This window comes from Agriterribacter humi (assembly GCF_009192765.1).
GTDB classification, from domain to species: Bacteria; Bacteroidota; Bacteroidia; order Chitinophagales; family Chitinophagaceae; genus Agriterribacter; species Agriterribacter humi.
Genome location: NZ_VOHQ01000009.1, coordinates 55,990 through 81,754 on the forward strand (window position 1 = coordinate 55,990; position 25,765 = coordinate 81,754).

Sequence of the window (25,765 nt, forward strand, 5' to 3'; positions counted from 1 at the left end):
ATTCATTAACCCAAAACAGAATCAAAAGTATGCAATTAACTGCTTTTATTCGCGAACATAGTCATGTTCGCGGATGGTCATCCAAAATTGTGCGAGTGATGCAACTTACCACTGTTCTACTCCTCGGTCTTTGCTTGCAAACTACTGCCTCTGGTGTTTCACAAACCATTACTTATTCAGGAAAAGATGTTTCGCTGGAGGAAGTATTTGCCGCAATCAAACAGCAAACCGGCTATTTCGTTAGCTACAAGGCCAGCCAGATTAAAAAAGCAAAGCCTGTAACGATTCATGGCGAAAATATGCCCCTCGGCCAATTTTTGAGTCGTGTGCTTGAAAAAGAGCGTCTTGGATTTACTATTGAAGTCAATACAATTTTTATTAAAAGGAAAAGCGAGCTGCCATTGTCGCCGGACATTCAACCCGGGAGCAATGCAAATGCTCCCCCTGTTGACATTACGTTAAGAGGAAGGGTAACCAACGCCGAAAACGAACCGCTGCAGGGAGTTAGCGTAACAGTGAGGGGAACCCGTAATGGAACTATTACTGATGCTGATGGCAGGTTTCAGTTGTCCGTATCTTCCGCTAAAAATGTTGAACTGGTTTTTTCTATCGTAGGATATGAAACAAAAACGGTAAAAGCAGGTAGTCAAACGGTATTTGATATTGCACTGGAGACGTTTGCTTCTGAATTGACAGACGTGGTGGTGGTAGGATACGGTACGCAAAGGAAAAGGGATTTGACAGGCTCTGTAGCCCAGGTAAGTACTAAAGAGCTTCAGGCTGTGCCGGTATATAACGTGGGTGAAGCTTTACAGGGTAGAGCGAGTGGGGTATCGGTAGCTCATAACTCCGGCGCACCAGGTTCAAGAGTTCAGGTGAGGGTTCGCGGAGGTAATTCCATGATCGGAAGCAATGATCCTTTATATGTTGTGGACGGTTTTCCGATAGTGGGTGGCATAAACTTTATAAATCCTGCCGATATAGAGTCTATAGATATATTGAAAGATGCTTCTGCTACTGCTATATACGGGGCAAGAGGAGCAAACGGTGTGGTGATGGTGACTACCAAAAGAGGAAAGCAGGGAACTAAAGACATGCTCTCGATAAATAGTTATTATGGAGTGCAGGAGACAGCCAAACGATTCAGGCTGCTTGATGCCAAACAGTATGCTGTCGTTGTGAACGAGTTTTTAAAAAATGATGGGAAAGATCCCTATTTCGATGTAAACCAGGTTACCGGTCCGGGAACAGATTGGCAGGACGCCGTTTTCACGGCCGCCCCGGTACAAAATCATACGCTTAGCTTTTCGGGGAGCGGTGGTAAAACCAATTATGCACTTTCAGGGAATTATTACAACCAGCAGGGAATAATCATCAACTCAGGCGTTCAAAAAGGTTCGTTCCGGCTTAACCTGGATCATGAAGTAAAAAGCTGGCTCAACCTGGCGGTTAATCTCAACGTATCACGGAGAGAACAGAATTCCGTTCCTGTTGACAATGGCAGAAGAGGCAATAATATGTTTTCTGGCGCTTTGTCTGCCCCGCCCACGGTATCCATTTATGATGATGAGGGATTGCCCGTTCGCATAGGAGAAGCCTATCCATTTACCGACCCGGGAGACATCAGGAATCCGATGCTTTGGAACAAGCCTTACAAAAACAAAACATTGGCAAACACTATACTACTGAATAATGCGCTGAACATAAAAATTACCAGCGACTTATCTTTTACCACAAGGCTCGGACTTGAATATGAAAGTTCGATAAACGACGGCTTCAGCCCCATTATTTATGCCAACGACCGTGGTGGCGCCTCTAACAGCAATACATACTGGAATTCATTCCTGAATGAAAACGTACTTACGTATTCAAAGCACTTTGACCATTCGCAGCGATTAACCGTTACCGGTGGATTTACCTATCAAACATATATGGCCAGGAGTTCCGGCATTTCTGTTTCAGGATTTACAAACAATATTACCGAAAACTACAATCTCGGCTCTGCAGAAACCATTAATCCTCCATCTTCAGGCATCTCCGAATGGCAGTTGGTTTCAGGTCTTGGCAGAGTGAATTATTCTATTTGGGATAAATATTACGTTACTGCCAGCCTTCGTTCAGACGGATCTTCGAGGTTTGGCAAAGAGAATAAGTGGGGAATATTCCCCTCAGGAGCTTTAGCATGGAGAGTTTCTGAAGAGCGCTTCATGAGAGAAAACGTAAAGTTTATTGACAACCTTAAACTGCGGGCAAGCTATGGTATTACAGGCAATACGGCCTTGTCTCCCTATCAGTCTCTCGACAGGATGTCGCCAGTAAAGTATATCTATAACGGCAATACAGAAAGCGTGGGATATGCGCCTTCAGGTATTTCAAACAGCCAGTTGAAATGGGAAACCAGCAGTGAGCTCGATCTCGGGCTTGATCTCAGTATTTTAAACAACAGGCTTGGTTTTACTTTTGATTACTATAAGAAAAATACACACGATCTCCTGGCCTCTGTGCCACTGCCGCCATCTGTAGGTTTTGGATTCATTCTCCAAAACTTCGGTGAAATTCAAAATCAGGGACTTGAATTTGGATTGAATGCTGATATCCTTACACGTGAATTTAAATGGGATGTTTCTACCCAGTTGTCTATGAATAAGAACAAAGTGGTTAAAATAGCGGGAGGAAGCGATATCGTTACTGTGGGCCAAACCTCAGGGTTACCGGGCTATAATATTGCACGGGTAGGTCAGCCATTGGGCGCTTTTTATGGTTACCAGGAAGACGGGCTGGATGAAAATGGGTATATAAAATTTGTGGATGTTAACAAAGATGGTTCTATCACACCATTGGATCGTGTGATACTCGGTACGCCATATCCTGATCTTGAATTCGGGTTCAATTCAAACTTTTCGTATAAAAATTTTAGCCTGAATATTTTTCTGCAGGGAGTTAAGGGCAACGACATCTTTTTCGCCACCGCCTTCACCAATCTCAATTCATTCCAGAGAACACAAAATCAATTTGCCGATTTGTTCGGCAACTATTGGACAGAGGATAATCCGAACCCAAAAGCCAAATACCCCAGGGTAAGTCCGCTCACACAAATGCGACCCTCCGACAGGTTCATTATGGATGGAAGCTATTTCAGGGTGAAGTCTGTACAGTTGTCCTACAACCTGCCGGTAGATAAGATGGGATTAAACTGGCTGAGTTACGCAAGCATATACCTGAAAGCAACGAATCTTTTTACAGTTACCAATTATCCGGGGCTTGATCCTGAAGTAAATACAAGGGGAAGCGATTCCCAATCCATTGAGGATCGGTTGTTCATCGGCACAGATGAAAGCGGCTATCCCAATGCAAGAGTATTTGGAGCAGGTATAGAACTTAGGTTTTAACAGCAAAAATATCTTACAATGAAACGAACTATTTTATTTATAGGACTTATCGCCATCATCTCATCGTGCAAAAAAGAGTTGACGGAAGTGCCGAGGGATTTTATTTCAAAAGCCAATTTTTATAAAAACGCTGCCGATGCACAAGCCGCTATTACAGGCGCTTATTCGTCTCTTGCTGATAATTATGGTATTACTTACTGGCTCTTTCTCGTTAATCATGCCGACTATGAAAACGGAAGGGGGTCGCAGGCTCCAATCTCGGTGTTTAGTCAGATACTTGATGTAGCCAACATTGGAAGAGCGGCTGATATCTGGTCGTCTCATTACAGAACCATTAACCGCGCTAACTCTATTCTGGACAATGTGCCGGAAATTGAAATGGATGAGACTGCAAAGAATAAGATTCTTGCAGAAGCACATTTTTTAAGAGCAATGGCCTATTTTAATCTCGCAAGAGGGTTCGGTCCGCTGCCTTTAAAAACATCGGAAAGTGTTGATATCAGTACAGTGGGCGCTCCCAGGATGCCGGAAGATGCAGTATATGACCTGATCATTGAAGACGGCATGGCTGCAGTTAATGGATTGCCTGAAACAGTGGGCGGTGAAACAGGCCGGGCATCTAAGTGGGCCGCAAAAATGCTTTTGGCAGAAGTATACCTCACAAGAGAAAAATGGGCTGATGCTGCAAAAGAAGCAGATGATATTATCAACAGTGGACAATATAATTTAGTAAGGGTACAGCAATCTAATGATTTTTATAAAGTATTTGCTGCAACTACCAGCGCTGAAGATATATTATCCATCCACCATTCCGATTCAAGGCAGTCCGCATTGCCCGGCTATCTGCACCGGCCGAATACGCCTCCCTACAATTACAGCAGTGGAGGAGTGTATGCCTGGCTTCCCAATATGAATTCTTTTCTTTCAACCTGGGATGGTAAAGATCTGCGAAGAGATTTCAATCTCTATACAAAATATATCGGACCAAATGGAGATTCTGTTTTGTTGCCTTCGGCTACACCTGTTTTGTTTAAAAAATTCACTACCGATCCTTCCGGATTGGCTACCTATAGCGATCCTGTATTCCGTTATGCTGAAGCCTTCCTCATTTTTGCAGAAGCAGATTGTATGGATAAGGGGTTACCCGGCACTTTGGCGCTTGAGCGGCTGAACACGATTAAAAGAAGGGCCTATGGGTATGATCCTGAAGTGCCTTCGCCGGTTGATTATGCCTCGGGAATGAACCAGGAACAATTCCGCAATACCGTTTTAATGGAAAGAGCCTACGAATTTATTGTGGAGGGTCAACGCTGGCAGGATTTAAAAAGAACAGGCACTGTGAAACAGGCTATGGAGCTTGCTGGCAGAACTGTTATTGATGCCCGTCTTCTTTGGCCTATACCGCAGGAAGAGATTGATAACAACCCGGATATGGAGCAACAGGATCAAAACCCGGGATATTGACAAAAATATCAAGCCATATTTTGTAATAATTTCTCATTTCCAAATGATAGTGTATCGTTTTTACACTATATAACAGCCTAAAAATATTCGAATGAAATATAAAATTATTAACCGGTTCCTGTTAGCCCTATCAGCACATATGCTGTTGCTGTGTGCGGCAATGGGTCAATCGGGCAAGACAACCACTCATTCTGCAGATATTTGTATTTACGGCGCCAGTTCTGCGGGAGTAATCGCGGCGTATGCAGCAGCAAAATGTGGTAACAGTGTTATACTGATTGAGCCGGGGAAAATGATAGGAGGACTAACTACAGGTGGATTGGGTAAAACAGATGCGGGGATAAAAGAGGCTATCACCGGATTGTCTCTGCAATTTTATCAACGGGTAGCAAAAAAATATGGACGCGCATCTGATGAACAATGGACATTTGAACCCCGTGTAGCATTGGAAGTAATGCAGGATTATATTCGCGAAGGAAAGATAACATTGTTGATGGAAACACAACTTTCTAAAGTTGAAAAAAAAGGAACTATTATCCGTGCAATTCAACTTAATGATATGCCTGCCGGGAAATCCATCAGCGTGAGTGCAAAACAATTCCTTGATTGTACTTATGAAGGCGATTTAATGGCCATGGCCCGTATTTCCTATTTTGTAGGCCGTGAAGATAACAGTGTGTACAACGAAACTCTCAATGGTTTTCAACTGCCGGAGTATCACAGGCAATCCGGGTATCATCAGTTCCCGGATAATGTTAGTCCATATAAAGTTCCCGGCAATCCTTCCAGCGGACTGGTATGGGGTATCACTAAAAATAAGGTTAAACCTGCCGGTACAGGAGATAAAAAAGTGCAGGCATATAATTTCAGGATATGCCTTACCGATAGTGCCGAAAACCGTATACCAATAACACGTCCTGGAGATTACGACCCCACCAGGTATGAGCTGATGGCGCGCCTTTTTGAAGCGCAGCCCACAATGAGAGACATTAATCATTATTTTATCTGGAGCCTCATGCCGAATCGGAAAACGGATATCAACAACCGGGGAGGATTTTCAACCGATATGATGGGAATGAATTATGATTGGCCGGAGGCAAGCTATGCAAAAAGAGAAAAAATGCTCGAAGAAGCACTTTCTTATACCAAAGGATTGCTGTACTTTATGACAACGGATAAACGGGTACCGGATACATTGCAGGCCTTTATAAAGGAATGGGGTTATCCCAAAGATGAGTATGAACAGTTTGGTCATTTTACCCCACAACTGTATGTACGGGAAGGCCGCCGTATGATCGGCGAGTATGTGATGACCGAACACAACTGCAGGAGCGAAGCAAAAGTGGATGACGGCATAGGCTTTGCTTCTTATGGCATGGATAGTCATAACTGCGACCGGATAGTGGTAAATGGAATGGTAAAAAATGAAGGGAATGTGGAAGTAAGAGTAGAACATCCTTATGCGGTTTCTTATCGTTCCATTACGCCTAAACAAAAAGAATGTAGCAACCTGTTGGTACCTGTTTGCCTTTCTGCAAGTCATATTGCTTATGGCTCTATACGCATGGAGCCTGTTTTTATGGTATTGGGACAATCCGCTGCCATGGCTGCCTCAATAGCTATTGCAAAAGATATCCCTGTACAAAAAGTCAGCGTGCCTGAATTGCAGGAGTGGCTTCATGCAGACCCTTACTTAGAGAAAGGAGGTTTCAATAATAAGTAATGAATTGAAGAAATTAATATGAGGTATCAATGCGATTGAAAATGAACATGATAAAAAAACCATACGAATGAAAAGAAGAAATTTTATAAGATCTCTTACCGTAGGTAGCGGCATAGCGATATCCGCAGGCGCTCCGGCATTTGCATATACCATACTGGGTAAAGGGAAAAAATATGACGCGGATATTATTATTTACGGAGGAACATGTGCAGCCGTTACTGCCGCAGTGCAGGCAAAAAAGCTGGGAAAGGCTGTAATCATTGTCTCACCGGATAAACATCTCGGCGGCATGACATCGGGAGGACTTGGATTTACCGACACAGGAAATAAAACGGTGATCGGCGGTTTGGCAAGAGAATTTTACCATCGCATATATATTCATTACGACCGCCCGGAATCCTGGAAGTGGCAGAAGAAAGCAGCTTATGGCAATAAAGGACAGGGCACACCTGCGGTAGATGGAGAGAACAGAACGATGTGGATATTTGAGCCACATGCTGCCGAGAAAGTATTCGAAGATTTTGTGAAGGAAAATGGTATACAGGTATTGCGCGATGAATGGCTGGATCGTGAAAAAGGAGTAGAAGTAAAAAATGGAAGGATTACTGCTATCAAAACAGTAAGCGGGAATATTTTTACAGGAAAGATGTTTATAGATACCACCTATGAAGGTGATCTGATGGCGGCCGCACGTGTTAACTATACAGTTGGCAGAGAACCCGGCAGCTTATATAACGAAAAATGGGGCGGTATTGTAACAGGTGTGTTTCAGCACGGGCACTATTTTAAATCAGACATTGATCCTTACAAAACGCCGGGCGATCCTTCAAGCGGGTTGCTTCCGCGTATTTCGCCAGATCCGCCAGGCAATAGAGGTGAAGGAGATAAAAAAGTGCAGGCGTATTGTTACCGCATGTGTTTATCCAGCCATACGGAAAACAAATTGCCTTTTCCTCAACCCAAAGGTTATGATCCTTTCCAGTATGAATTGTTAGTGCGCGTATTCAATGCAGGATGGCGGGAGCTTTTCCAGAAATTTGATCCCATTCCCAATATGAAAACGGATACCAATAATCACGGTCCGTTTAGCACGGACAATATAGGAATGAACTATGCATACCCCGATGCTTCTTATAAGTTGCGTCGCCAAATCATTGAAGAGCATAAAACCTATCAAAAGGGGCTGATGTATTTTATAGCTACCGATCCACGCATTCCCCGGGATGTACAGGATGAATTTAATGCCTGGGGGCTTGCTAAGGACGAATTTGTTGATAATGGCAACTGGCCGCAACAGTTATATGTGCGGGAAGCGAGACGTATGGTAGGAGAACTTGTGATGACAGAAAATGAGATTTTAGGAAAAAATCCTGTTACAGATTCTATTGGCATGGGTTCATATACATTGGATTCACACAATATTCAACGTTATGTAACGCCGGAAGGATATGTGCAGAACGAAGGTGATTTTGGCGTGCATGTACCTCAACCTTATAGTATATCTTACAAATCTATTCTTCCAAAAGAAAAAGACTGCGAAAATCTGCTGGTACCGGTATGCCTGTCCAGCTCGCATGTTGCTTACGGATCTATACGCATGGAACCTGTATTTATGATTTTGGGAGAATCTGCCGCCACCGCCGCTGTAAATGCAATAGACAATCATGTAAGTGTACAGAAGGTAAACTACGAAGAATTAAAAAGGCAGTTGTTACAACAGGATCAGCGGCTTGCTTAACATTTGAACATATTCCAAAGCCTGCATTCAAAATATTCAGAATGTGAAAAGAAGAAACTTTATCCGGTCATTAAGCCTTAGCACCAGCGCAATTGTCGTGGCTCCCGCAGACATTACCTCAGTTATATCAACCACACATCACCAGAAAAAACCATCTCATGAACTATCCGAAGATGTTGTGATAGCGGGTGGTGGCATGGGCGGTTGTGCTGCTGCATTGGCGTTGCTTCGCAACGGGCTTCGTGTAGTCATGACCGAAGAAACAGACTGGATAGGAGGACAACTTACACAGCAGGGACTGAGCTGTCCTGACGAACATCCCTGGATAGAATCTTTTGGTGCAACACAGCTTTATCGCGACTTGCGCATGGCTATCCGGGAATACTATATACGCCATTATCCACTTACTGAATCTGCTAAGGCAAATAAATATTTAAATCCGGGAACGGGCTCAGTTTCCAGGTTATGTCACGAACCACGTGCAGCATTAGCCGTACTGAATAGTATGCTGGCGCCTTACCTGGGTTCCGGCAAACTAAGATTGCTGCTACAGCATAAGATCGTAAGTGCGGATACCGATGGAGACAAAGTAAAGGCACTAAAAGCACGTTCCCTGCAAACCGGAAATGAAATTATACTCACCGCTCCTTATTTTATTGATGCCACTGAACTTGGAGAATTATTGCCATTAACAAAAACCGAATATGTAACAGGAGCGGAATCCAGGCAGGATACCCGTGAACTGCATGCACCGGAAAAAGCGGATCCCAATAATAACCAGGCCTTCACCTATTGCTTTGCCATGGATTATCTGCCCGGCGAAAATCACATTATTGATAAACCAAAAGAATACAATCGCTGGCTTAACCTGGTACCCGATTTAACGCCATCCTGGCCGGGGAAATTATTGGCACTATCCTATTCAACTCCTTCCACGCTACAACCAAAGACATTGGGTTTTGATCCCACAGGTAAGCCTACCGGCAAAACACTTAATCTATGGAATTACCGGCGCATTGCTGACAAGAATAATTTCAGCCAGGGATTTTATGCAGGTGATATCAGCATCGTAAACTGGCCGCAAAATGATTATTTCGTTCACAACATTATTGATGTAAACGAAAAAGACTTTCATCATTTCATCGAGCAGGGCAAGCAATTAAGTTTATCGCTTTTTTACTGGCTGCAAACAGCGGCGCCACGCCCCGATGGAGGATTGGGCTGGCCGGGATTGCGCCTGCGCGGAGATGTTGTGGGAACAGCAGATGGATTAGCCAAATACCCTTATATCCGGGAATCACGCCGTATACAATCTGTCTTTACTGTTTTGGAGGAGCACGTTGGTAAGGAAAACAGGAGATTGGTGGCGGGTGAAAAAGCGGGAGATAAAGCCGCCGGTTTCTTTGACAGTGTAGGTGCAGGTTATTACCATATTGATCTTCATCCCAGCACCGGCGGCAACAACTATATTGATTTTGCGTCATTGCCGTTTCAGATACCTTTGGGAGCGTTGTTACCCCGGCGTATGAAAAACCTGGTTCCGGCAAACAAAAATATCGGTACTACACATATTACCAATGGTTGCTACCGGCTGCATCCTGTAGAATGGAATATAGGTGAAGCTGCCGGAATGCTTATCGCTTATTCGCTTGGCAAAAAGATCGCACCGCATGCTGTCAGGGAGAAGAAAACTATACTGGAAGACTTTCAGCAATTTATTCGTGCGCAGGGTATAGCAACACAATGGCCGGAAGAAATATCAAATCATAGTTAGTGCCGTGTCAAACGTGAAAAGTGAGAAGCGAAACACTTCCTTCACCTTTATCCCCGTCCGAATGGCATTCAGTGCCGCCTGAATGCCAGCCCGAAAGAATCATTCTGGCGGGGCTCAGTCGCCTGCCCGGCTGACACCAGTCGGACGGGGGCAGGCGGGCGGGCGCTCCCTTTTCACGATAACATACAAATATTATTTTTCCTGGTTGCGCTTACAGTGGATCCAAATATCTTGGCATATCTAAGAATAGTATTGTTATTCCCTTTTTTTGAGATGCCTTACAGCGTATCCGTATCATATCTCTCCACAGCTTCAATGCCCGGCAGCTTTTTCAGGCGGTCAACCAACTCATCCAATTCTTCTTTATCGTGAACAAATAGTTTTATATTCCCTTCAAAGAGTCCTTCTTTAGCTTCTACCGTTAATGCTGCTATATTAATTTTTAATTCACCTGATACCAGGTTGGTGATTTTATGTATCACACCAACATCATCGAGTCCTACAATTTTTAAACCGGTAAGAAAAGAAATTTCCTTGTTTTTGGCCCATTTGGTTTTTACTACACGGTGTCCGAAATTAGACATCAGCCTTGCGGCGTTAGGACAATTGGTGCGGTGAATAATCAATCCCTTACCTGTACTTACAAACCCAAAAACATCATCTCCCGGTATGGGCTTGCAGCAGTTGGCCAAAGTATATACAATCCTGTCGCTGCTTTCACCAAAAATGATCAGTTCATTTTCCTTTTTGTGGGCGGGCCGGTTAGCATCAGGGTCATGATGCTTAATTTCAGGTTCGGGCTTTACAGGTTTTGGCATAACCAGTTTATCACCCAGCACCTGGAATTCTTCTTTTAATTCTTTAAGATCAATGTTTTTTACAGCCACCTGGTAATATAAATCCAGGGGTGAGGCCATTTTATAAAAAGAAGTGAGCTCTTCTATATTCGCCTGGCTTACCGATGCACCTATGCTTTCGAGCCTGCGCTGCAGTATATATTTTCCTTCGCTGGCAACTTTGCGCTTTTCTTCTTTCAGCGCATCCTTTATTTTGCTCTTGGCCTTTGTTGTTACTACAAAGTTCAGCCAGTCTTCATGAGGTTTTTGCTTATTGCTGGTAATAATTTCTATCTGGTCGCCACTACGCAGCTTATGGCTGATGGGAACGAGCTTGTGATTTACCTTGGCGCCAATACACTTAGAGCCTACAACACTATGCACGGAAAATGCAAAATCTAATGACGTGGCGCCTACCGGCAACATTTTTACATCGCCTTTTGGTGTATATACATAAATCTCCTCAGCAAGAAAAGAGGTTTTAAAATCCTGCAGGAAATCTATGGAACCCACATCCTGCGCCAACGCCTCGCGTATCTGTGTAAACCATTTGTCAAACCGGCTCTCATCATTTGTGCCTTCTTTGTATTTCCAGTGCGCTGCCAGTCCTTTCTCTGCAATTTCGTTCATGCGCTTTGTTCTGATCTGCACTTCTACCCACTTGCCCTGCGATCCCATTACGGTTGTGTGCAGGGCCTCATAGCCGTTCGATTTTGGGTTGCTCAGCCAGTCACGCAATCTTTCGGGTGATGGGGTATACATATCCGTTATCATGGAATATGCTTTCCAGCAATCTTCTTTTTCACGCTCGGGAGGCGTTTCCAATATAACACGGATGGCAAAAAGATCGTACACTTCTTCAAATGCCACTCCCTTTTTCTTCATTTTATTCCAAATGGAATGGATTGATTTTGGTCTGCCATATACTTCAACTTTAAGCCCGGCTTTCTCTAACCCTTCTTTAATGGGCCGTATGAACTCATTGATATACCTGGTACGCTCTCTTCGTGTTTCCGCCAGTTTCCTTGCTATCTCCCTGTAAATATCGGGCTCCAGGTATTTCATCGCAAGATCTTCCATCTCCGTTTTAATAGTATATAACCCCATCCGGTGTGCCAGCGGAGCATATACATATACCGTCTCACTTGATATTTTCAATTGCTTTTCCCGCTTCATGCTGTCTAACGTACGCATGTTGTGCAGGCGGTCGGCCAATTTGATGAGGATGACGCGGGGATCATCGGTGAGGGTGACCAATATTTTTTTGAAATTTTCTGCTTGCTGACTGGTATTGGTATCTACTACATTGGCTATTTTGGTGAGCCCGTCAATGATACGTGCAATTTCTCCACCAAAAGCTCTTTCAATATCTTCCAGGGTAAGGTCAGTATCTTCAACCGTATCATGGAGCAGGGCGCAAATAGTAGAACGAACGCCCAGTCCTATTTCTTCAACACATATCCGCGCTACGGCAATAGGATGCAAAATATAAGGTTCACCGCTTTTCCGGCGCATGGTTTTATGAGCATCGGCAGCCATTTCAAAAGCCAGTCTCAATAATTCCCTGTGCCCCGGTTTCAACTTGGGTTTAAGACACCTTAACAATGCCCTGTACTGACGAACAATTTCCTTTTTTTCTTCTTCTTCGCTCAGGTTGTATTTTGGCGTTTTAACATCAGCTTCCATATAAATCCAAATTTAAGTAAAATCTACTACCTTTGCCGTCCCAAAAAACGATAGGACTTTTAAAAGTCCGGGGAACAGAAAGCGGGTGTGGCGAAATTGGCAGACGTACCAGACTTAGGATCTGGCGCCGCGAGGCATGGGGGTTCGAGTCCCTCCACCCGCACAAAGAGTTTTTAAATCTCACGAAAAACAAGCAGTTATTCTATAAAGGATAACCGCTTGTTTCCTATTAACCCCCGGTTATCCAATCCAGGTAATTGTTTTTTGTAATGCACTCAAACGAAGCTTCAGGATACGCTGTTGAAAATGCAGCCGGAATTTTAACCCTTTTGTTATTATTGTATTTAAACTCCCAGGCATATAGTTTGCCCTGTTTTAATTCAAGGAGATCTACTTCCTGCTGATCATAGTTGCGCCAGAAAAAATATTGAACATGGTCATGGAGATAGCTATTGCGTTTCATACGCTCATTTAAAAGATAATTTTCCCAAAGACTACCGGTATCCTGACGAAGGTTCAGTAAACGCAGGTCGTTTGCAATCGCATTGCGAATACCATTATCGGCAAAATACCACTTAGATCCTTTAGATACTTCCTTACGCTGGTTGGTACTATAAGCCGGCAATCGGTAGATCAGGAATACTTTGCTTAATAAATCCAGGTAAGTTTCAACTGTATTTTTACTGATACCCAGTTGATTGCCAAGTTCATTGTACGAAACTTCGCTACCTGCCTGAAAAGCAATCAGTCTGAGCAATTTCATAATTTTATTTGACTGACGTATTCCTTCAAAAGCCAGGATGTCCTTTAACAAATAAGATTGTACCAATTCCTGTAAATATTCTTCCTTTTCACGATAAGAAGGCAACTGAAGTATTTCAGGATAAGAACCAAAAACAAGCCGCTCTTCCAAATGCTGCCTGGTTTCAACAAAGTTTTCCCGGCTTTCTAATTCCATTTGAGCAACCGGGTATAATTGAAATTGAATTTTTCTTCCCGTTAAAGGCTCCCCTGCTTTGTTCAGTAAATCAAAAGAAGATGAACCCGTGGCTATTATAGTCAGATCCGGTAAGCTGTCAATCATCAGCTTCAATACTTTTCCCGTTTCCGGAATTGCCTGTGCCTCATCTATAACCAGCAATTGTGCATCTCCAGCTATTCTTTTATAGTTTGTGGCCGTCCGCTGCTGAAGTATCTCCTGTGTATCCAGATCCTCGCCATTCAATAATACAACCTGCTTGTTGTATTCCTTAACGATTTTGTTGATCAAAACAGTTTTCCCTACACGTCGTGTACCCAGGATCAACAGCACTTTGTTCTTTCCGATCAGGCTTTTTAACCGGTTTTCAATTATTCTTGTCAGGATTTCCATAATATAATTGTCAGTTAATTGACAAAATTATGCATAATTCTGTCATTACAAAGGTAAAATTGAGTACTATTTTTATTTACAATTGATAATCAGTATATTATGATTAACCCTGTTTATCCTGAGCGTTGATAATTTCAAATAGAATGCTGCTTGCGGGGATACTTTGTGAGGGAAGCAAATCATAAAGAATTAATACAAAAGCCTTACTTTTGCACTCCTTTTTACAGTTCTGACAAGAATTTAGGAAGAATAAACAAATAGTTTTTCAGCAAAAAAGCAGCAGACCGGGCGTTTTGAAGATTGGCAACAGCCCTTGGGCAAACCGCCTGTCTGTGCTGGTGATTACGCATATTTTAATACACAATATATGGCAACGGTTACAAGGGAAAATATTGGGTTACTCAACGATAAAATAACAGTTACGGTAAACAAAGCGGATTATTTCCCGCCTTTTGAAAAAGCATTGAAGCAATACGCCAAATCTGCCAATATACCAGGCTTTCGGAAGGGAATGGTACCATCGGGGATTATCAAAAAAATGCACGGACCTGCTGTTTATACCGAAGAAGTATTGAGGAGTATTGAAAAGGGACTGGTTGATTATTTAGACCAGGAAAAACTCGACATTTTTGCGCAACCGCTTCCCGGAACAGACAATGATCCCGGCAGTTTGGATATGAATAACCCTTCTGAGTATTCTTTTCATTTTGAAGTAGGGTTAAAACCTTCATTTGAACTACCCGATCTGAATACAATACCACTTAAGCGCTATAAAATTGAAGTGCCGGCCGAAATGATAGAAGAAGAATTAGAAAGACTGAAAGTGAGGCATGGTAAAATGACAGAGCCTGAAACCATTGCTACAGACGAGGATGTGCTGAATGTAAAGTTTGAAGAATCGGATGCTGAAGGCAATGTGGTCGAAAACGGCATTTCTAAAGATAATTCGCTGCTGCTTAAATATTTTAATGCTTCATTTAAAGAACAACTTACAGGGAAAAAGAAAGATGACAGTGTTGTTTTGCAGTTAAAAAGCGCCTTTGACGATAAAGAAAGAGAATGGCTGGAGAGTGATTTGGGATTGGATAAAAACAATGCTGAAGACCTTGAAAAATATTTTAAAGTAACCATTGCTAAAATTGGGTTGGTAGAAAAGCGGGAATTAAATGAGGAATTCTATGAAGAAATATATCCCGGTAAAGAAATTAAGACAGAAGAAGATTTTCGCAACGCGATAAAAGCGGATATTGAAAAGTCCATAGACGGGCAAAGCCGTAATCATTTTCATCACGAGCTGTACCATGCTTTGCTGGATAATACAGCTATTGAATTTCCTGAAAGCTTCCTGAAAAAATGGATGGAAAAAGGTGGTGAGCAGGCCAAAACGCCGGAGCAGATAGAAGAAGAATTCCCGGTGTTCAAAAACCAGTTAAAGTGGACCCTGATCAGCGATAAGATTGTTAAAGAAAATCATTTGGAAGTGTCGCCTGATGAAATACGCGACCAGATTACCACGGAAGTCCTTGGCTATTTTGGCGCTTCAGGATTGCAGGGTGATATGTCGTGGATTGACAGCTATGTTGACAGGCTTACAAAAGATCAGCAACAGGTGGAAAATACCTACAGGAAATTGATAAGTGAAAAGGTTTTTAATCAAATAGAAACCAAGGCCATTCCGGCAGAACAACCTATCAGCTTAGATGATTTTAAGAAACTGCAGGAAGAACATCAGCACCATCAACATTAATTTGCAGGTTATCGTTTGTAGTTTAGGGTTGTATTTCGCTTCGGATTTTGAATTTATTTGGCTCTTGGGATTTGGTTCCTGGTGCTTTTTTAGGTTGCAGGTTCCAAGTTTCAGGATGCAGGGAATATCCGTTGCGCCAATTAACACTCACGTATCAGATCAGGTGAGTAGCTACTAAGATAGAATAAACCGCTTCTTCCACTTCTCTCTTTTCACCTCTCACCGCACTCTTAGTGATTGTCTCCGGATTTCGAGATTTTGTCTCCGAATTTAATTTTTGATTTTTTTTGGTTCTTGTTTTTTGGTTCTTGATGCTTCCCGACTGTATTCCCTCGAATTTCCTTTCGAGTATCATATTTTATACTTTGTGCATTCTCCTTCAGCATGGCATTTTGTCTGTTTTTTTCTCTTGCATGATATTTGGGTTTATAAATGCCATAAATTGCCATTTATAAATTAAGAAATTATTGATATTATGAACATTGGAAAAGAATTTGAAAAATATGCGGTAAAGCATAGAGGTATTTCCAGTAATACCCTCAACGACTTTACCCGGCACTCCGTTACCAATCTTACACCTAATATTATTGAAGAGCGCCCTATGAATGTGGCTGTAATGGATGTATACAGCCGTTTGATGATGGACCGCATTATTTTCCTTGGCTACCCTATTTCTGAGGAGGTGGGTAACATTGTAACCGCCCAATTGCTTTTTTTAGAAAGTACAGACCGTACAAGAGATATTCAAATGTACATCAACAGCCCCGGAGGGTCGGTATACGCTGGTATGGGTGTTTATGATACGATGCAATATATTACTCCCGACATCTCTACCATTTGCACGGGAATGGCTGCCAGTATGGGAGCGGTATTGATGTGCGCCGGTGCTAAGGGCAAACGCACAGCTTTAAAACATTCACGTATCATGATGCATCAGCCCAGTTCAGGTGCGGCCGGGCAGGCAAGTGATGTGCTGATCACTGTAAATGAAGTAAGGAAGATAAAAAAAGAGTTATATGAAGTAGTATCCTATCATAGCGGGCAGGATGTGGAAAAAATTGAGAAGGATTTCGATCGTGATTTTTGGATGACCGCCCTTGAAGCAAAAGAATATGGATTGGTAGATGAGGTATTGCTGATCAATCCTAAAAAGCAAAAAGATAAATAGCACTATTCGTTTTTAACCACAAATAATATTGGATATGTACATAAACAGCAAAAGGAAATCTTTTATTTCAGATGATGAAGACAATCCGGAAACGCCTGAGATGCCTTCGATGGAAAAAATGCTGAGCGGCTGGCAGTTCGACAAAAAATTTATTGAGCAGCGTAAGATTTTTTTATGGGGTGCAGTAGACGATAAAAGTGCTAAAGACATTACTTCCCGCCTGCTTTATTTAGATGCTATTGACCAGGGAAAAGAAATCACTTTTTATATCAATAGTCCTGGTGGCATAGTTACCAGCGGTATGGTAGTATACGATACCATGCAAATGATCAAATCGCCGGTAGCAACAGTATGTATGGGTATGGCCGCTTCCATGGGTTCCCTGTTATTAAGTGGTGGCAAGAAAGGAAAACGTTATATTTTTCCGCACGGCGAAGTAATGATACATCAGCCCAGTGGTGGCGGGCAGGGAACATCTGCCGACCTGGAAATAATGGCTGAGCAGATTCATAAGGTAAAAGAAATGAGCGCCAAAATACTCGCCGATAACTGCGGACAACCGATTGAAAAAATAATGAAAGACTTTGACAGGGATCATTGGATGGGCGCAAAGGAATCTGTGGAATATGGTATTGTTGATAAGGTAATTGATAAGTTGTAACCGGCTTACAATCAGCCGGTTGATGAGCCGCCCGCAATGGAGCGGCTTTTTCATGCAGCGAAATTGACATATGTATATACGATAAAACTGGATTTTTACAAAAAAGTTTCGGACTTTTGCAGCTTATCCTTATCCTTTTTGCCTTAGTAATAGTAAAACCACTCCCATATCCTTTGCAGCCATCCAGAAATAGTTGAACATTAAACTTTTTATTGTATTACAATGGCTAAATCAATTTTACATTGCTCTTTCTGTGGAAGAAGCCGCGACGAAGTTAAAATTCTTATCGCGGGGCAGGAAGGACATATATGCGAAAACTGCGTAGATCACGCCCGTGAAATTATTGAACAGGAGCTGGTGTTAAAGCATGAGTCTTCTCATCCCCAGTTTAAGCTTACTGTTAAAAAGCCCATGGAGGTTAAAAAGTTCCTGGATGAATATGTTATTGCCCAGGATGACGCAAAAAAAGTGCTGGCTGTAGCGGTGTATAATCACTATAAACGCCTGCAGCATAAAGCAGGTGAAAATGAAGTAGAGATAGAAAAAAGCAATATCGTAATGGTAGGAGAAACCGGCACAGGAAAAACCCTGCTGGCCAAAACCATTGCCCGCATGCTGAATGTGCCTTTTGCTATTGTGGATGCTACTGTTTTTACCGAAGCCGGTTATGTGGGTGAAGATGTAGAAAGTATTCTTACCCGGCTGCTCCAGGTTTGTAATTACGATGTGGCAGCAGCAGAAAAGGGTATTGTATATATTGACGAGATTGATAAAATTGCCCGTAAAAGCGATAATCCATCCATTACCCGCGATGTGAGCGGCGAAGGCGTACAACAGGGGTTACTGAAATTGCTTGAGGGAACAGAAGTACTGGTTCCCCCGCAGGGCGGCAGAAAACATCCCGAGCAAAAACTGATTAAAGTAAATACCCAAAACATCCTGTTTATTTGTGGTGGCGCATTTGATGGCATAGACAGGGTAATTGCCCGCAGGGTAAATACAAATGCCATAGGCTTTAATGTAAATAAAGATCAGCAGGAGTACATGAAGAAAAACCTGTTGCAATACATTAATGCACAGGATCTGAAGTCTTTTGGGCTGATCCCCGAACTGCTGGGGCGCTTACCTGTTGTTACCCATCTTAACCCCCTGGATGCAGAAACACTCCGCTCTATTCTCACCGTGCCTAAAAATGCGCTTATGAAACAATATAACAGGCTGTTTGAACTTGAAGGCATTAAGTTAAAAGTAGATGAAGACGTACTTGATTTTATGGTTAGCAAAGCCATGGAATACAAGCTTGGAGCAAGAGGTTTGAGAAGTATTTGCGAAAACATACTTACAGATGCAATGTTTGAACTGCCATCTTCAGCAGAAAAGCAGTTTCATCTTACACTCGACTATGCGCAACGTAAGTTCGACAACAGTAAAATGAGTATGCTGAAAGTGGCATAGATGGAAAAACACAAAGTACCACTGTATAAAAACTTAAAAGCCCGGCAATACCAGCCGGGTTTCTTTGTTTACCCAAGTCAATTTATTTTTTCCTCCTATCTTCACCAATAAATTACAAGTTAATTGTATGAAAGAACTAATTGACCGTTTACAGGCGGAAGCAGGTTTAACAGAAGAGCAGGCAGTAAAGGCTATTACACTGATGAAGGATTTTGCTAAAGAAAAATTCCCTTTATTTTCAGGGGCCATAGAAAAAGTGTTTACCAAATACTCTCCTAAAGAGGAGGATGATTTTTTGCATTAATAAAAGAAACCCCTGTTTTATGCAGGGGCCTCTTGTTCTCTCATGTTGTGTAAGGAAATTTTAACTTTGTAATACCTCTCTGGCAATTACAATCTTTTGTATCTCACTGGTACCTTCGCCAATGGTACACAGTTTACTGTCTCTGTAAAACTTTTCTACCGGAAAATCTTTGGTATACCCATATCCGCCAAAAATCTGAACAGCATCGCTGGCTACCTTCACCGCCACTTCACTGGCATAATATTTTGCCATAGCCGCTTCTTTTGTCATGGGTAATCCTTTATTCTTCTTATCTGCAGCCTGTAATATCAACAACTCCGATGCCATGATTTCCGTAGCCATATCTGCCAGTTTAAAAGATATGCCCTGGAAATTTGAGATGGGCTGATCAAACTGGTGCCTTTCTTTGGAATATTGTAATGCCGCCTCATAAGCGCCCTTAGCTATTCCCAGCGCAAGGGCCGCAATGGAAATCCGGCCTCCGTCAAGCACTTTCAGCGATTGCTTAAATCCATCTCCCACCTTTCCCAGGCGATTGCCATCCGGGATTCTGCAATTATCAAATATCATTTCCGCGGTTTCACTGGCCCGCATACCCAGCTTGTTTTCTTTTTTCCCCCCGCTAAACCCTGCTGTTCCACGCTCCACCACAAAAGCGGTGGCATTATTTTTTGTTCTGGGCTCTCCTGTTCTGGCAATTACTACTGCTACATCCCCCGACTTCCCGTGAGTGATCCAGCATTTTGTGCCGTTCAGTATCCAGCCATCCCCATCTTTTACGGCAGTAGTTTGCATATTGCCGGCATCGCTTCCTGTACCGGCTTCTGTTAAGCCCCATGCGCCTATCCATTCTGCAGTAGCCAGTTTTGGCAGATATTTTTGTTTCTGCTCTTCATTTCCAAAAGCAAGAATATGCCCGGTACACAATGAATTATGCGCAGCAACGCTCAATCCAACCGAACCGCAAACCTTTGCCACTTCTGCTATAATTGTTGCATATTCCACATAACCCAACCCGGCGCCTCCATAGATTTCGGGAACCAGCACACCCATTAAGCCCAGTTTACCCATTTCCTTAAAAACATGTACCGGAAACTCCTGGGTTTCATCCCATTCCATTACATAGGGTTTTATATGCCGCCTTGCAAAATCACTGGCCGTTTGAGCAATTTGTAGCGTTAATTCATCTGTTTGAAAATCCATACTATTTTAGAATTGTGCAAATTAAAGAATAATTTTGATAAAACTAACAAACGTTAGTAGTTAATATAGGGTAACAGCTTTTGAATGAGGTCATCCGTTACCAAATGAACTTGTTTCAGATCCTCCTCATTTTGAAAATTGCCATGTTGTAACCGGTACTGGATAACGGCATTACCCACCTGATATTTTATATAAGGATGTGCTTTTAGCTCATCTATGCCGGCAGTATTAATATTGATTTTCTTTATAGCCCCGGCATTGCATTGCAGGCGGGGTCTTATTTGCTGAAAAACGGAGTCGCTGAGACCAAACACTTCTGCAACCTGCTCCACATTGTAAAAGCCGCCTAATTTTTCTCTGAAACTAATAATGCGGATAGCCAGTTTACTGCCAATGCCCGGTAAGGCAATAAAAGCCGTAGTATCGGCCGTATTAATATGAACAATACTTACAGTATATTTTGTACTGCCTGCAGCAAAAGAAGCAGGGTAAATCTTCTTCTCCTTATTTTGCGATGCATTTGCCGCAATACGCACATAGGGCAGCAACCTTTCATAATCCGGCTTTCTTAATCCATATATTTTGCCAATGTCTTCTGCCTTATAAAACCTGCCGCCTTTTGCTATAAAATTTTGTATAGTTTGAATGGTTCTGCCGGGTATGCCTAAACGCTGCCATTCCATGGGCTTTAACGTATTGGGGTCAAAATAAAAGGTTTCTGCTTTTACCTGTTTCCTGTATGAGATGGCTGATGATACCGGGTAAAATATTTCACCGGAATCATTGTCCTTCCCGGTCTGCACACTCTCTTGCCGCAGTTGCGCAATGTCATGCTCAAACCTGGCAAATTCCTTTACATCAAATGTTTCATCCGGAATAAACAGCAACGGTGCAAACCACACGCCGGCCAGCATTACCAGCAACACAATAATTCCATTGCGTTCTTTTTTGCTGAAATTAAAATATTCCTTTAACTGGTTAGCATTCATACCCTGGTGTGTATATCATTTGAAAGTTACATAATAAACATAAGAAAAAATAATGGTAGCGGAAATTAAGTAAGTAGTAAGCCGTATGTGGTAAATGACTGATACCTCATACCTTCAAGCCTTACAATGCAAGACTCAATCCATCGTAAGCCAAATGTATACCTTCCGGTAATTCATTGCTTACATCGGCATGTTTTCCTAACTGGTGGCTGATATGTGTAAAGTAAGCTGTGGGTATATTCAGTTCCTTTACTTCGGCTATGGCTTCACTCAGGCTAAAATGAGAAATATGCTTTTCCTTCCGCAACGCGTTTAATACCAATACTTCGCTGCCTCTTATCATTTCCCTGCTGTTTTCTTCTATGCGGTTGGCATCCGTAATGTAGGTAAATTTTCCAAACCGGTAACCCAGCACGGGCATCTGCATATGCCAGACCAATATAGGAGTAATTACAAGATCATTGATCTGAAAGGGCTCTGAACTGATGGTGTTGAGGTGGATATTTGGCGCTCCGGGATATTTTTTTTCGGTAAAGGCATAAGGAAATTCCCTGATGATCACTTCCAGCGTCATTTCATTGCCATAAATTTCCATAGGCTTTTGCATGAAATAGTTGAATCCCCTTACATCATCCAACCCCGCCACATGATCTTTATGCGGGTGTGTAAATACAACTGCATCTAAATGTTTTATGTTCTCCCTTAACATCTGGTAACGGAAATCGGGTCCCGAATCAACTACAACAGTAGTATGTTCAGATTGCACAAGTATGCTTGAGCGCAGGCGTTTATCTTTCCTGTCTGCTGAAGTACAAACTTCGCAGCTACAGCCAATCATAGGCACACCACTGCTGGTACCTGTACCCAGAAATGTAATTTTAATATCAGGATAACTCACGTGTCAAAGCTAAAAGAAAATGTAACAGGCAATTGTAAATTTTTAGAAAAGCGCTTATGTTTGTTTCAAATACTGTGCTTACAACTATCTATTCATTGGCGGGCTTGGCCATCAGTTCCTCGTATAATTTTTGCGATTCGTGAGTAAGCGCATCAAACGTTATTTCCAACTGGGGCATAAGATCGGCCAAAGTATTGATGCGGCCTTCCAGCGTAAGAAATTTATTGAGTACCACCACCTTCCTTTGCTGCAATATGCAATACCCGCTTTGAAAAGTACCTCTTTCATACCGTATCACATAGCCGGCTTCTTCCAGTATGGCTTCAATTTTATTTAAGGTAGGTTGGTTAATCTTCATCTTATTGTTTTCCCCTGGCAAAGATATACGATTTGAAATTTGAAATCTAAAATTCGAAATTCGAAGTAATACACAATCCCTTCACCACGCCACACAGGTGAGGTGGGTGTCAGAAACCAATATTAAATTTTAAATCTCAAATTTACTTATTTGTCATTCTTATTACCGGCACAATCATTTCCTCCACACTTATACCCCCATGCTGAAACGTGTTCCTGTAATAGTTTGAATAATAGTTGTAGTTATTAGGATAACAGAGATAACCATCTTCTTTGGCAAATATGAAGGAAGAATTAACGGAAGGCACAGGCAGGCCGGCTTCTTTTGGGTCGCGAAAAGCCAGCACTTCTTTAGGCTCGTAATTAAGGTTGCGCCCGTGCTTATACCGCAAATTGCTGGTAGTTTGTTTATCGCCAATCACTTTGTAAGGCGTATTTACTCTTACACTCCCATGATCCGTTGCCACTATAAGCGTGAGGGGCTTTTCTGCTATTTTTTTGAGTGCCTGGTGAAGCGGTGAATGCTCAAACCAACTGGCGGTAATACTCCTGTAACTGGTTTCATCACTGGCCAGTTCTTTCAGCACTTCCATTTCCGTTCTTGCGTGGCTCAGCATATCTACAAAATTGTATACAATGATGTTGATATCGTTTTCCAAAAGATTATGGATATTATCTACCAGTTTCTGGCCGTCATGGTGATTAACCACTTTGGTATAGGAATATTTAATATCGCCTTTGTATAAACGCTTTAACTGCGCTTTCAAAAACTCCTCTTCATACAGGTTTTTTCCACCTTCCTCCTCATCGTTTTTCCATTGTGCCGGAAAATGTTTTTCAATGTCCACGGGCATCATCCCGGCAAAAATAGCGTTGCGGCAATACTGTGTAGCGGTTGGCAGTATGGAATAAAAGGTTTCTTCTTCCTGTATGCGAAATGTTTCTGCAAAAGCAGGCTGAATGGTTTTCCATTGATCGTAGCGCAGGTTATCAATTAAAGCAACAAACAGAGGCTTGCCTTTCTCAATATGTGGCAATATTTTATAACGGAATAAAGTATGGCTCATAATGGGTGCATCCGTGCTTTTGGGATTTACCCATGAAGCGTAATTTCTGCTGATGAACTTAAAAAACTCGGTATTGGCTTCACTTTTTTGTGATTGAAATACCTCCCGCATTTCAGGACTGTCACTTTTTTCCATTTCCAGTTCCCAATACACTAATTTTTTATAGAGTTCCATCCATTCGTTATAGTTTGGATTGCTGTTTAAAGCCATGAAAAGATTGCGAAATTCCTGTTGGTATGCACTGGTTGTTTTTTCGGCTACCAGCCTGCGGTTATCAATTATTTTTTTTAAACTCAGCAATACCTGGTTGGGATTAACCGGTTTGATCAGGTAATCACTGATCTGTGAACCAATTGCGTCATCCATCAGGTTTTCCGTTTCATTTTTGGTAATAAGCACCACCGGCAACTGCTGATTGATCTCTTTTATCCTGGCCAATGTTTCAAGCCCCGTAATGCCGGGCATGGTTTCATCGAGCAATACTACATCTACTATATTTTCTTTCACATAGTCCAGCGCATCATACCCATTGGTGAGCGTTTGCACTTCGTATCCTTTATTTTCCAAAAAGAGCTTTTGCGATTGGAGACTCTCCATTTCATCATCAACCCAAAGTATTTTTGCCAAAGACATGAATATTTATTTTTATGTTTAGCTAATCAAATGTAGTTATTCATTTCCCGCTTTTTACCTTTGCGCCGGTTCCTTTATTTTTTTAACATTTTCACATGCCTTTCCGAAAAATCATCAATGATCCTGTATATGGATTTATTACTATAAACAACCCGTTGATATTTGAAATTATTTCACACCCCTGGTATCAGCGTCTGCGGCGCATTAAGCAAATGGCACTGGCGCATTTGGTGTATCCCGGCGCCGTTCATACCCGCCTGCATCATTCTTTAGGAGCATACCATTTAATGGGCAACGCCTTGCAGGTATTAAAAGAAAAAGGAACATTCATCAGCGAAGCTGAAGATACCGGTGCAAAGATTGCTATTCTTTTACACGATATAGGTCATGGCCCCTTTTCGCATGCATTGGAAAGCGTGCTTATGGAAAATGTTCATCACGAGGAATTGTCTCTTTTACTGATGCAGGACCTGAACCGGCAATTTAACGGGCAGCTTCAAACCGCGATTGATATCTTCACAAATACTTATCCCAAAAAATTTTTACATCAATTAGTAAGCGGCCAATTAGACGTTGACCGGATGGATTATCTTACCCGCGATAGTTTTTTTACCGGCGTAAGCGAAGGCGTTATCGGATACGACCGGATCATAAAAATGCTTACTGTACACAACGGGGAGCTAATGGTGGAGGAGAAGGCCATATATTCCATCGAAAAATTTTTAGTGGCGCGCAGGCTTATGTACTGGCAGGTGTATTTGCATAAAACTGTACTGGCAGCGGAAATGACGCTTGTTAAGATCCTGGAAAGAGCCAGGGAAACGGGTATGGAAAATGCTGAGCGTTTGCCGGAAAGCATATTGAAATCATTTTTGTTAAATCAATATAAAGGAACCATAGCCCTGCATCTTGATCAGTTTTGCCAACTCGATGATACAGATATTGTAGCCGCTATAAAAAGCTGGTGCCATCATCCCGATAAAATACTTTCCCTGTTGTGCAATGGCATCATGAACCGGCATTTGCTCAAAGTAAAACTACAAAGCACTCCTATACCCGGGGAAGAAGTAACTAAACAGAAAAAAAGGATGATGGAACGGCTTAATATCAATGAGAAGGATGCTTCTTATCTTGTATTTACCGGAGAAGCGGTAAACCGCACATACAATCCTTATAATGAAAAGATCAACATCCTTTTTAAGGACGGCAAGGTTAAAGATATATCTCAGGTAGACAACGCCCTGATACAACATAACCTTTCCGGGGCCGTGAAAAAATTTTACATTTGTTGTCTCAAATAA

At 42.2% G+C, this 25,765-nt stretch carries 18 protein-coding genes and 1 tRNA gene; 12 read left to right on the forward strand and 7 right to left on the reverse strand.

The features are described from left to right. The first annotated feature begins 29 nt into the window (after positions 1-29). From FRX45_RS15375 to FRX45_RS15395, 5 genes are all read left to right on the forward strand, one after another. Positions 30-3,389, forward strand: a complete 3,360-nt coding sequence (locus tag FRX45_RS15375) for a TonB-dependent receptor (RefSeq protein WP_152269334.1) — start codon at positions 30-32, stop codon at positions 3,387-3,389. Positions 3,390-3,407: 18 nt separating this feature from the next. Beyond that, the gene (locus FRX45_RS15380; protein WP_152269335.1) at positions 3,408-4,853 is read left to right on the forward strand and encodes a RagB/SusD family nutrient uptake outer membrane protein; all 1,446 of its coding nucleotides are present in this window, start codon (positions 3,408-3,410) and stop codon (positions 4,851-4,853) included. Between the two features lie 91 nt (positions 4,854-4,944). Continuing rightward, positions 4,945-6,576: an FAD-dependent oxidoreductase gene (locus FRX45_RS15385; RefSeq protein WP_226805406.1), complete on the forward strand. Its 1,632-nt coding sequence runs from the start codon at positions 4,945-4,947 to the stop codon at positions 6,574-6,576. A gap of 67 nt (positions 6,577-6,643) precedes the next feature. Then, complete coding sequence (locus FRX45_RS15390; RefSeq protein WP_152269336.1) at positions 6,644-8,314, forward strand: FAD-dependent oxidoreductase; 1,671 nt, start codon at positions 6,644-6,646, stop codon at positions 8,312-8,314. Positions 8,315-8,357: 43 nt separating this feature from the next. Continuing rightward, on the forward strand, positions 8,358-10,088 hold the full coding sequence (locus FRX45_RS15395) for an FAD-dependent oxidoreductase (RefSeq protein WP_152269337.1): 1,731 nt from the start codon (positions 8,358-8,360) through the stop codon (positions 10,086-10,088). A gap of 278 nt (positions 10,089-10,366) precedes the next feature. Here the strand turns inward: FRX45_RS15395 and FRX45_RS15400 are convergent, their stop codons facing one another. Continuing rightward, complete coding sequence (locus FRX45_RS15400; protein ID WP_152269338.1) at positions 10,367-12,610, reverse strand: RelA/SpoT family protein; 2,244 nt, start codon at positions 12,608-12,610, stop codon at positions 10,367-10,369. An 81-nt stretch (positions 12,611-12,691) separates the two neighbouring features. On the opposite strand from FRX45_RS15400, the gene FRX45_RS15405 reads away from it, so the two are divergent. Then, positions 12,692-12,773, forward strand: a tRNA-Leu gene (locus FRX45_RS15405). Positions 12,774-12,839: 66 nt separating this feature from the next. Here FRX45_RS15405 and FRX45_RS15410 read toward each other — a convergent pair. Continuing rightward, on the reverse strand, positions 12,840-13,982 hold the full coding sequence (locus FRX45_RS15410; protein ID WP_152269339.1) for an ATP-binding protein: 1,143 nt from the start codon (positions 13,980-13,982) through the stop codon (positions 12,840-12,842). Positions 13,983-14,349: 367 nt separating this feature from the next. Here FRX45_RS15410 and tig point away from each other — a divergent pair, with 367 nt between their 5' ends. The 5 genes from tig to FRX45_RS23320 all read left to right on the forward strand — a co-directional run bounded on the left by tig (position 14,350) and on the right by FRX45_RS23320 (position 19,317). Further along, on the forward strand, positions 14,350-15,729 hold the full coding sequence (gene tig, locus FRX45_RS15415) for a trigger factor (protein ID WP_152269340.1): 1,380 nt from the start codon (positions 14,350-14,352) through the stop codon (positions 15,727-15,729). A 475-nt stretch (positions 15,730-16,204) separates the two neighbouring features. Further along, positions 16,205-16,897 carry a ClpP family protease gene (locus tag FRX45_RS15420; protein ID WP_152269341.1) on the forward strand — a complete coding sequence of 231 codons (693 nt, stop codon included), beginning with the start codon at positions 16,205-16,207 and terminating at the stop codon, positions 16,895-16,897. Positions 16,898-16,931: 34 nt separating this feature from the next. Further along, entirely contained in the window at positions 16,932-17,558 is a 627-nt protein-coding gene (locus FRX45_RS15425) for a ClpP family protease (protein ID WP_226805407.1), read from the forward strand. Between the two features lie 222 nt (positions 17,559-17,780). Continuing rightward, positions 17,781-19,013, forward strand: coding sequence for an ATP-dependent Clp protease ATP-binding subunit ClpX (gene clpX / locus FRX45_RS15430; protein ID WP_152269342.1), 1,233 nt, complete (start codon positions 17,781-17,783; stop codon positions 19,011-19,013). A gap of 127 nt (positions 19,014-19,140) precedes the next feature. Next, the gene (locus tag FRX45_RS23320) at positions 19,141-19,317 is read left to right on the forward strand and encodes a hypothetical protein (RefSeq protein WP_193311722.1); all 177 of its coding nucleotides are present in this window, start codon (positions 19,141-19,143) and stop codon (positions 19,315-19,317) included. Between the two features lie 60 nt (positions 19,318-19,377). On the opposite strand, the gene FRX45_RS15435 is transcribed toward FRX45_RS23320, so the two are convergent. The 5 genes from FRX45_RS15435 to porX all read right to left on the reverse strand — a co-directional run bounded on the left by FRX45_RS15435 (position 19,378) and on the right by porX (position 24,464). Then, complete coding sequence (locus FRX45_RS15435) at positions 19,378-20,520, reverse strand: acyl-CoA dehydrogenase family protein (RefSeq protein WP_152269343.1); 1,143 nt, start codon at positions 20,518-20,520, stop codon at positions 19,378-19,380. Between the two features lie 53 nt (positions 20,521-20,573). Continuing rightward, entirely contained in the window at positions 20,574-21,509 is a 936-nt protein-coding gene (locus FRX45_RS15440) for a helix-hairpin-helix domain-containing protein (RefSeq protein WP_152269344.1), read from the reverse strand. 121 nt (positions 21,510-21,630) lie between these two features. After that, complete coding sequence (locus tag FRX45_RS15445) at positions 21,631-22,407, reverse strand: MBL fold metallo-hydrolase (protein ID WP_152269345.1); 777 nt, start codon at positions 22,405-22,407, stop codon at positions 21,631-21,633. A gap of 88 nt (positions 22,408-22,495) precedes the next feature. Then, positions 22,496-22,765, reverse strand: coding sequence for a hypothetical protein (locus tag FRX45_RS15450; protein ID WP_152269346.1), 270 nt, complete (start codon positions 22,763-22,765; stop codon positions 22,496-22,498). Positions 22,766-22,907: 142 nt separating this feature from the next. Beyond that, positions 22,908-24,464, reverse strand: coding sequence for a T9SS response regulator signal transducer PorX (gene porX, locus FRX45_RS15455; RefSeq protein WP_152269347.1), 1,557 nt, complete (start codon positions 24,462-24,464; stop codon positions 22,908-22,910). Positions 24,465-24,559: 95 nt separating this feature from the next. Between porX and FRX45_RS15460 the strand changes: the two genes are divergently transcribed. After that, on the forward strand, positions 24,560-25,765 hold the full coding sequence (locus tag FRX45_RS15460; protein WP_152269348.1) for an HD domain-containing protein: 1,206 nt from the start codon (positions 24,560-24,562) through the stop codon (positions 25,763-25,765).

What these genes read in the sequence shown, in the direction of transcription:
- FRX45_RS15375 (WP_152269334.1), top strand. Translation starts at nt 30, where the DNA reads ATGCAATTAACTGCTTTTATTCGCGAACATAGTCATGTTCGCGGATGG.
- FRX45_RS15380 (WP_152269335.1), top strand. Translation starts at nt 3,408, where the DNA reads ATGAAACGAACTATTTTATTTATAGGACTTATCGCCATCATCTCATCG.
- FRX45_RS15385 (WP_226805406.1), top strand. Translation starts at nt 4,945, where the DNA reads ATGAAATATAAAATTATTAACCGGTTCCTGTTAGCCCTATCAGCACAT.
- FRX45_RS15390 (WP_152269336.1), top strand. Translation starts at nt 6,644, where the DNA reads ATGAAAAGAAGAAATTTTATAAGATCTCTTACCGTAGGTAGCGGCATA.
- FRX45_RS15400 (WP_152269338.1), bottom strand. Translation starts at nt 12,610, where the DNA reads ATGGAAGCTGATGTTAAAACGCCAAAATACAACCTGAGCGAAGAAGAA.
- FRX45_RS15410 (WP_152269339.1), bottom strand. Translation starts at nt 13,982, where the DNA reads ATGGAAATCCTGACAAGAATAATTGAAAACCGGTTAAAAAGCCTGATC.
- tig (WP_152269340.1), top strand. Translation starts at nt 14,350, where the DNA reads ATGGCAACGGTTACAAGGGAAAATATTGGGTTACTCAACGATAAAATA.
- FRX45_RS15420 (WP_152269341.1), top strand. Translation starts at nt 16,205, where the DNA reads ATGAACATTGGAAAAGAATTTGAAAAATATGCGGTAAAGCATAGAGGT.
- FRX45_RS15425 (WP_226805407.1), top strand. Translation starts at nt 16,932, where the DNA reads ATGTACATAAACAGCAAAAGGAAATCTTTTATTTCAGATGATGAAGAC.
- clpX (WP_152269342.1), top strand. Translation starts at nt 17,781, where the DNA reads ATGGCTAAATCAATTTTACATTGCTCTTTCTGTGGAAGAAGCCGCGAC.
- FRX45_RS23320 (WP_193311722.1), top strand. Translation starts at nt 19,141, where the DNA reads ATGAAAGAACTAATTGACCGTTTACAGGCGGAAGCAGGTTTAACAGAA.
- FRX45_RS15435 (WP_152269343.1), bottom strand. Translation starts at nt 20,520, where the DNA reads ATGGATTTTCAAACAGATGAATTAACGCTACAAATTGCTCAAACGGCC.
- FRX45_RS15440 (WP_152269344.1), bottom strand. Translation starts at nt 21,509, where the DNA reads ATGAATGCTAACCAGTTAAAGGAATATTTTAATTTCAGCAAAAAAGAA.
- FRX45_RS15450 (WP_152269346.1), bottom strand. Translation starts at nt 22,765, where the DNA reads ATGAAGATTAACCAACCTACCTTAAATAAAATTGAAGCCATACTGGAA.
- porX (WP_152269347.1), bottom strand. Translation starts at nt 24,464, where the DNA reads ATGTCTTTGGCAAAAATACTTTGGGTTGATGATGAAATGGAGAGTCTC.
- FRX45_RS15460 (WP_152269348.1), top strand. Translation starts at nt 24,560, where the DNA reads ATGCCTTTCCGAAAAATCATCAATGATCCTGTATATGGATTTATTACT.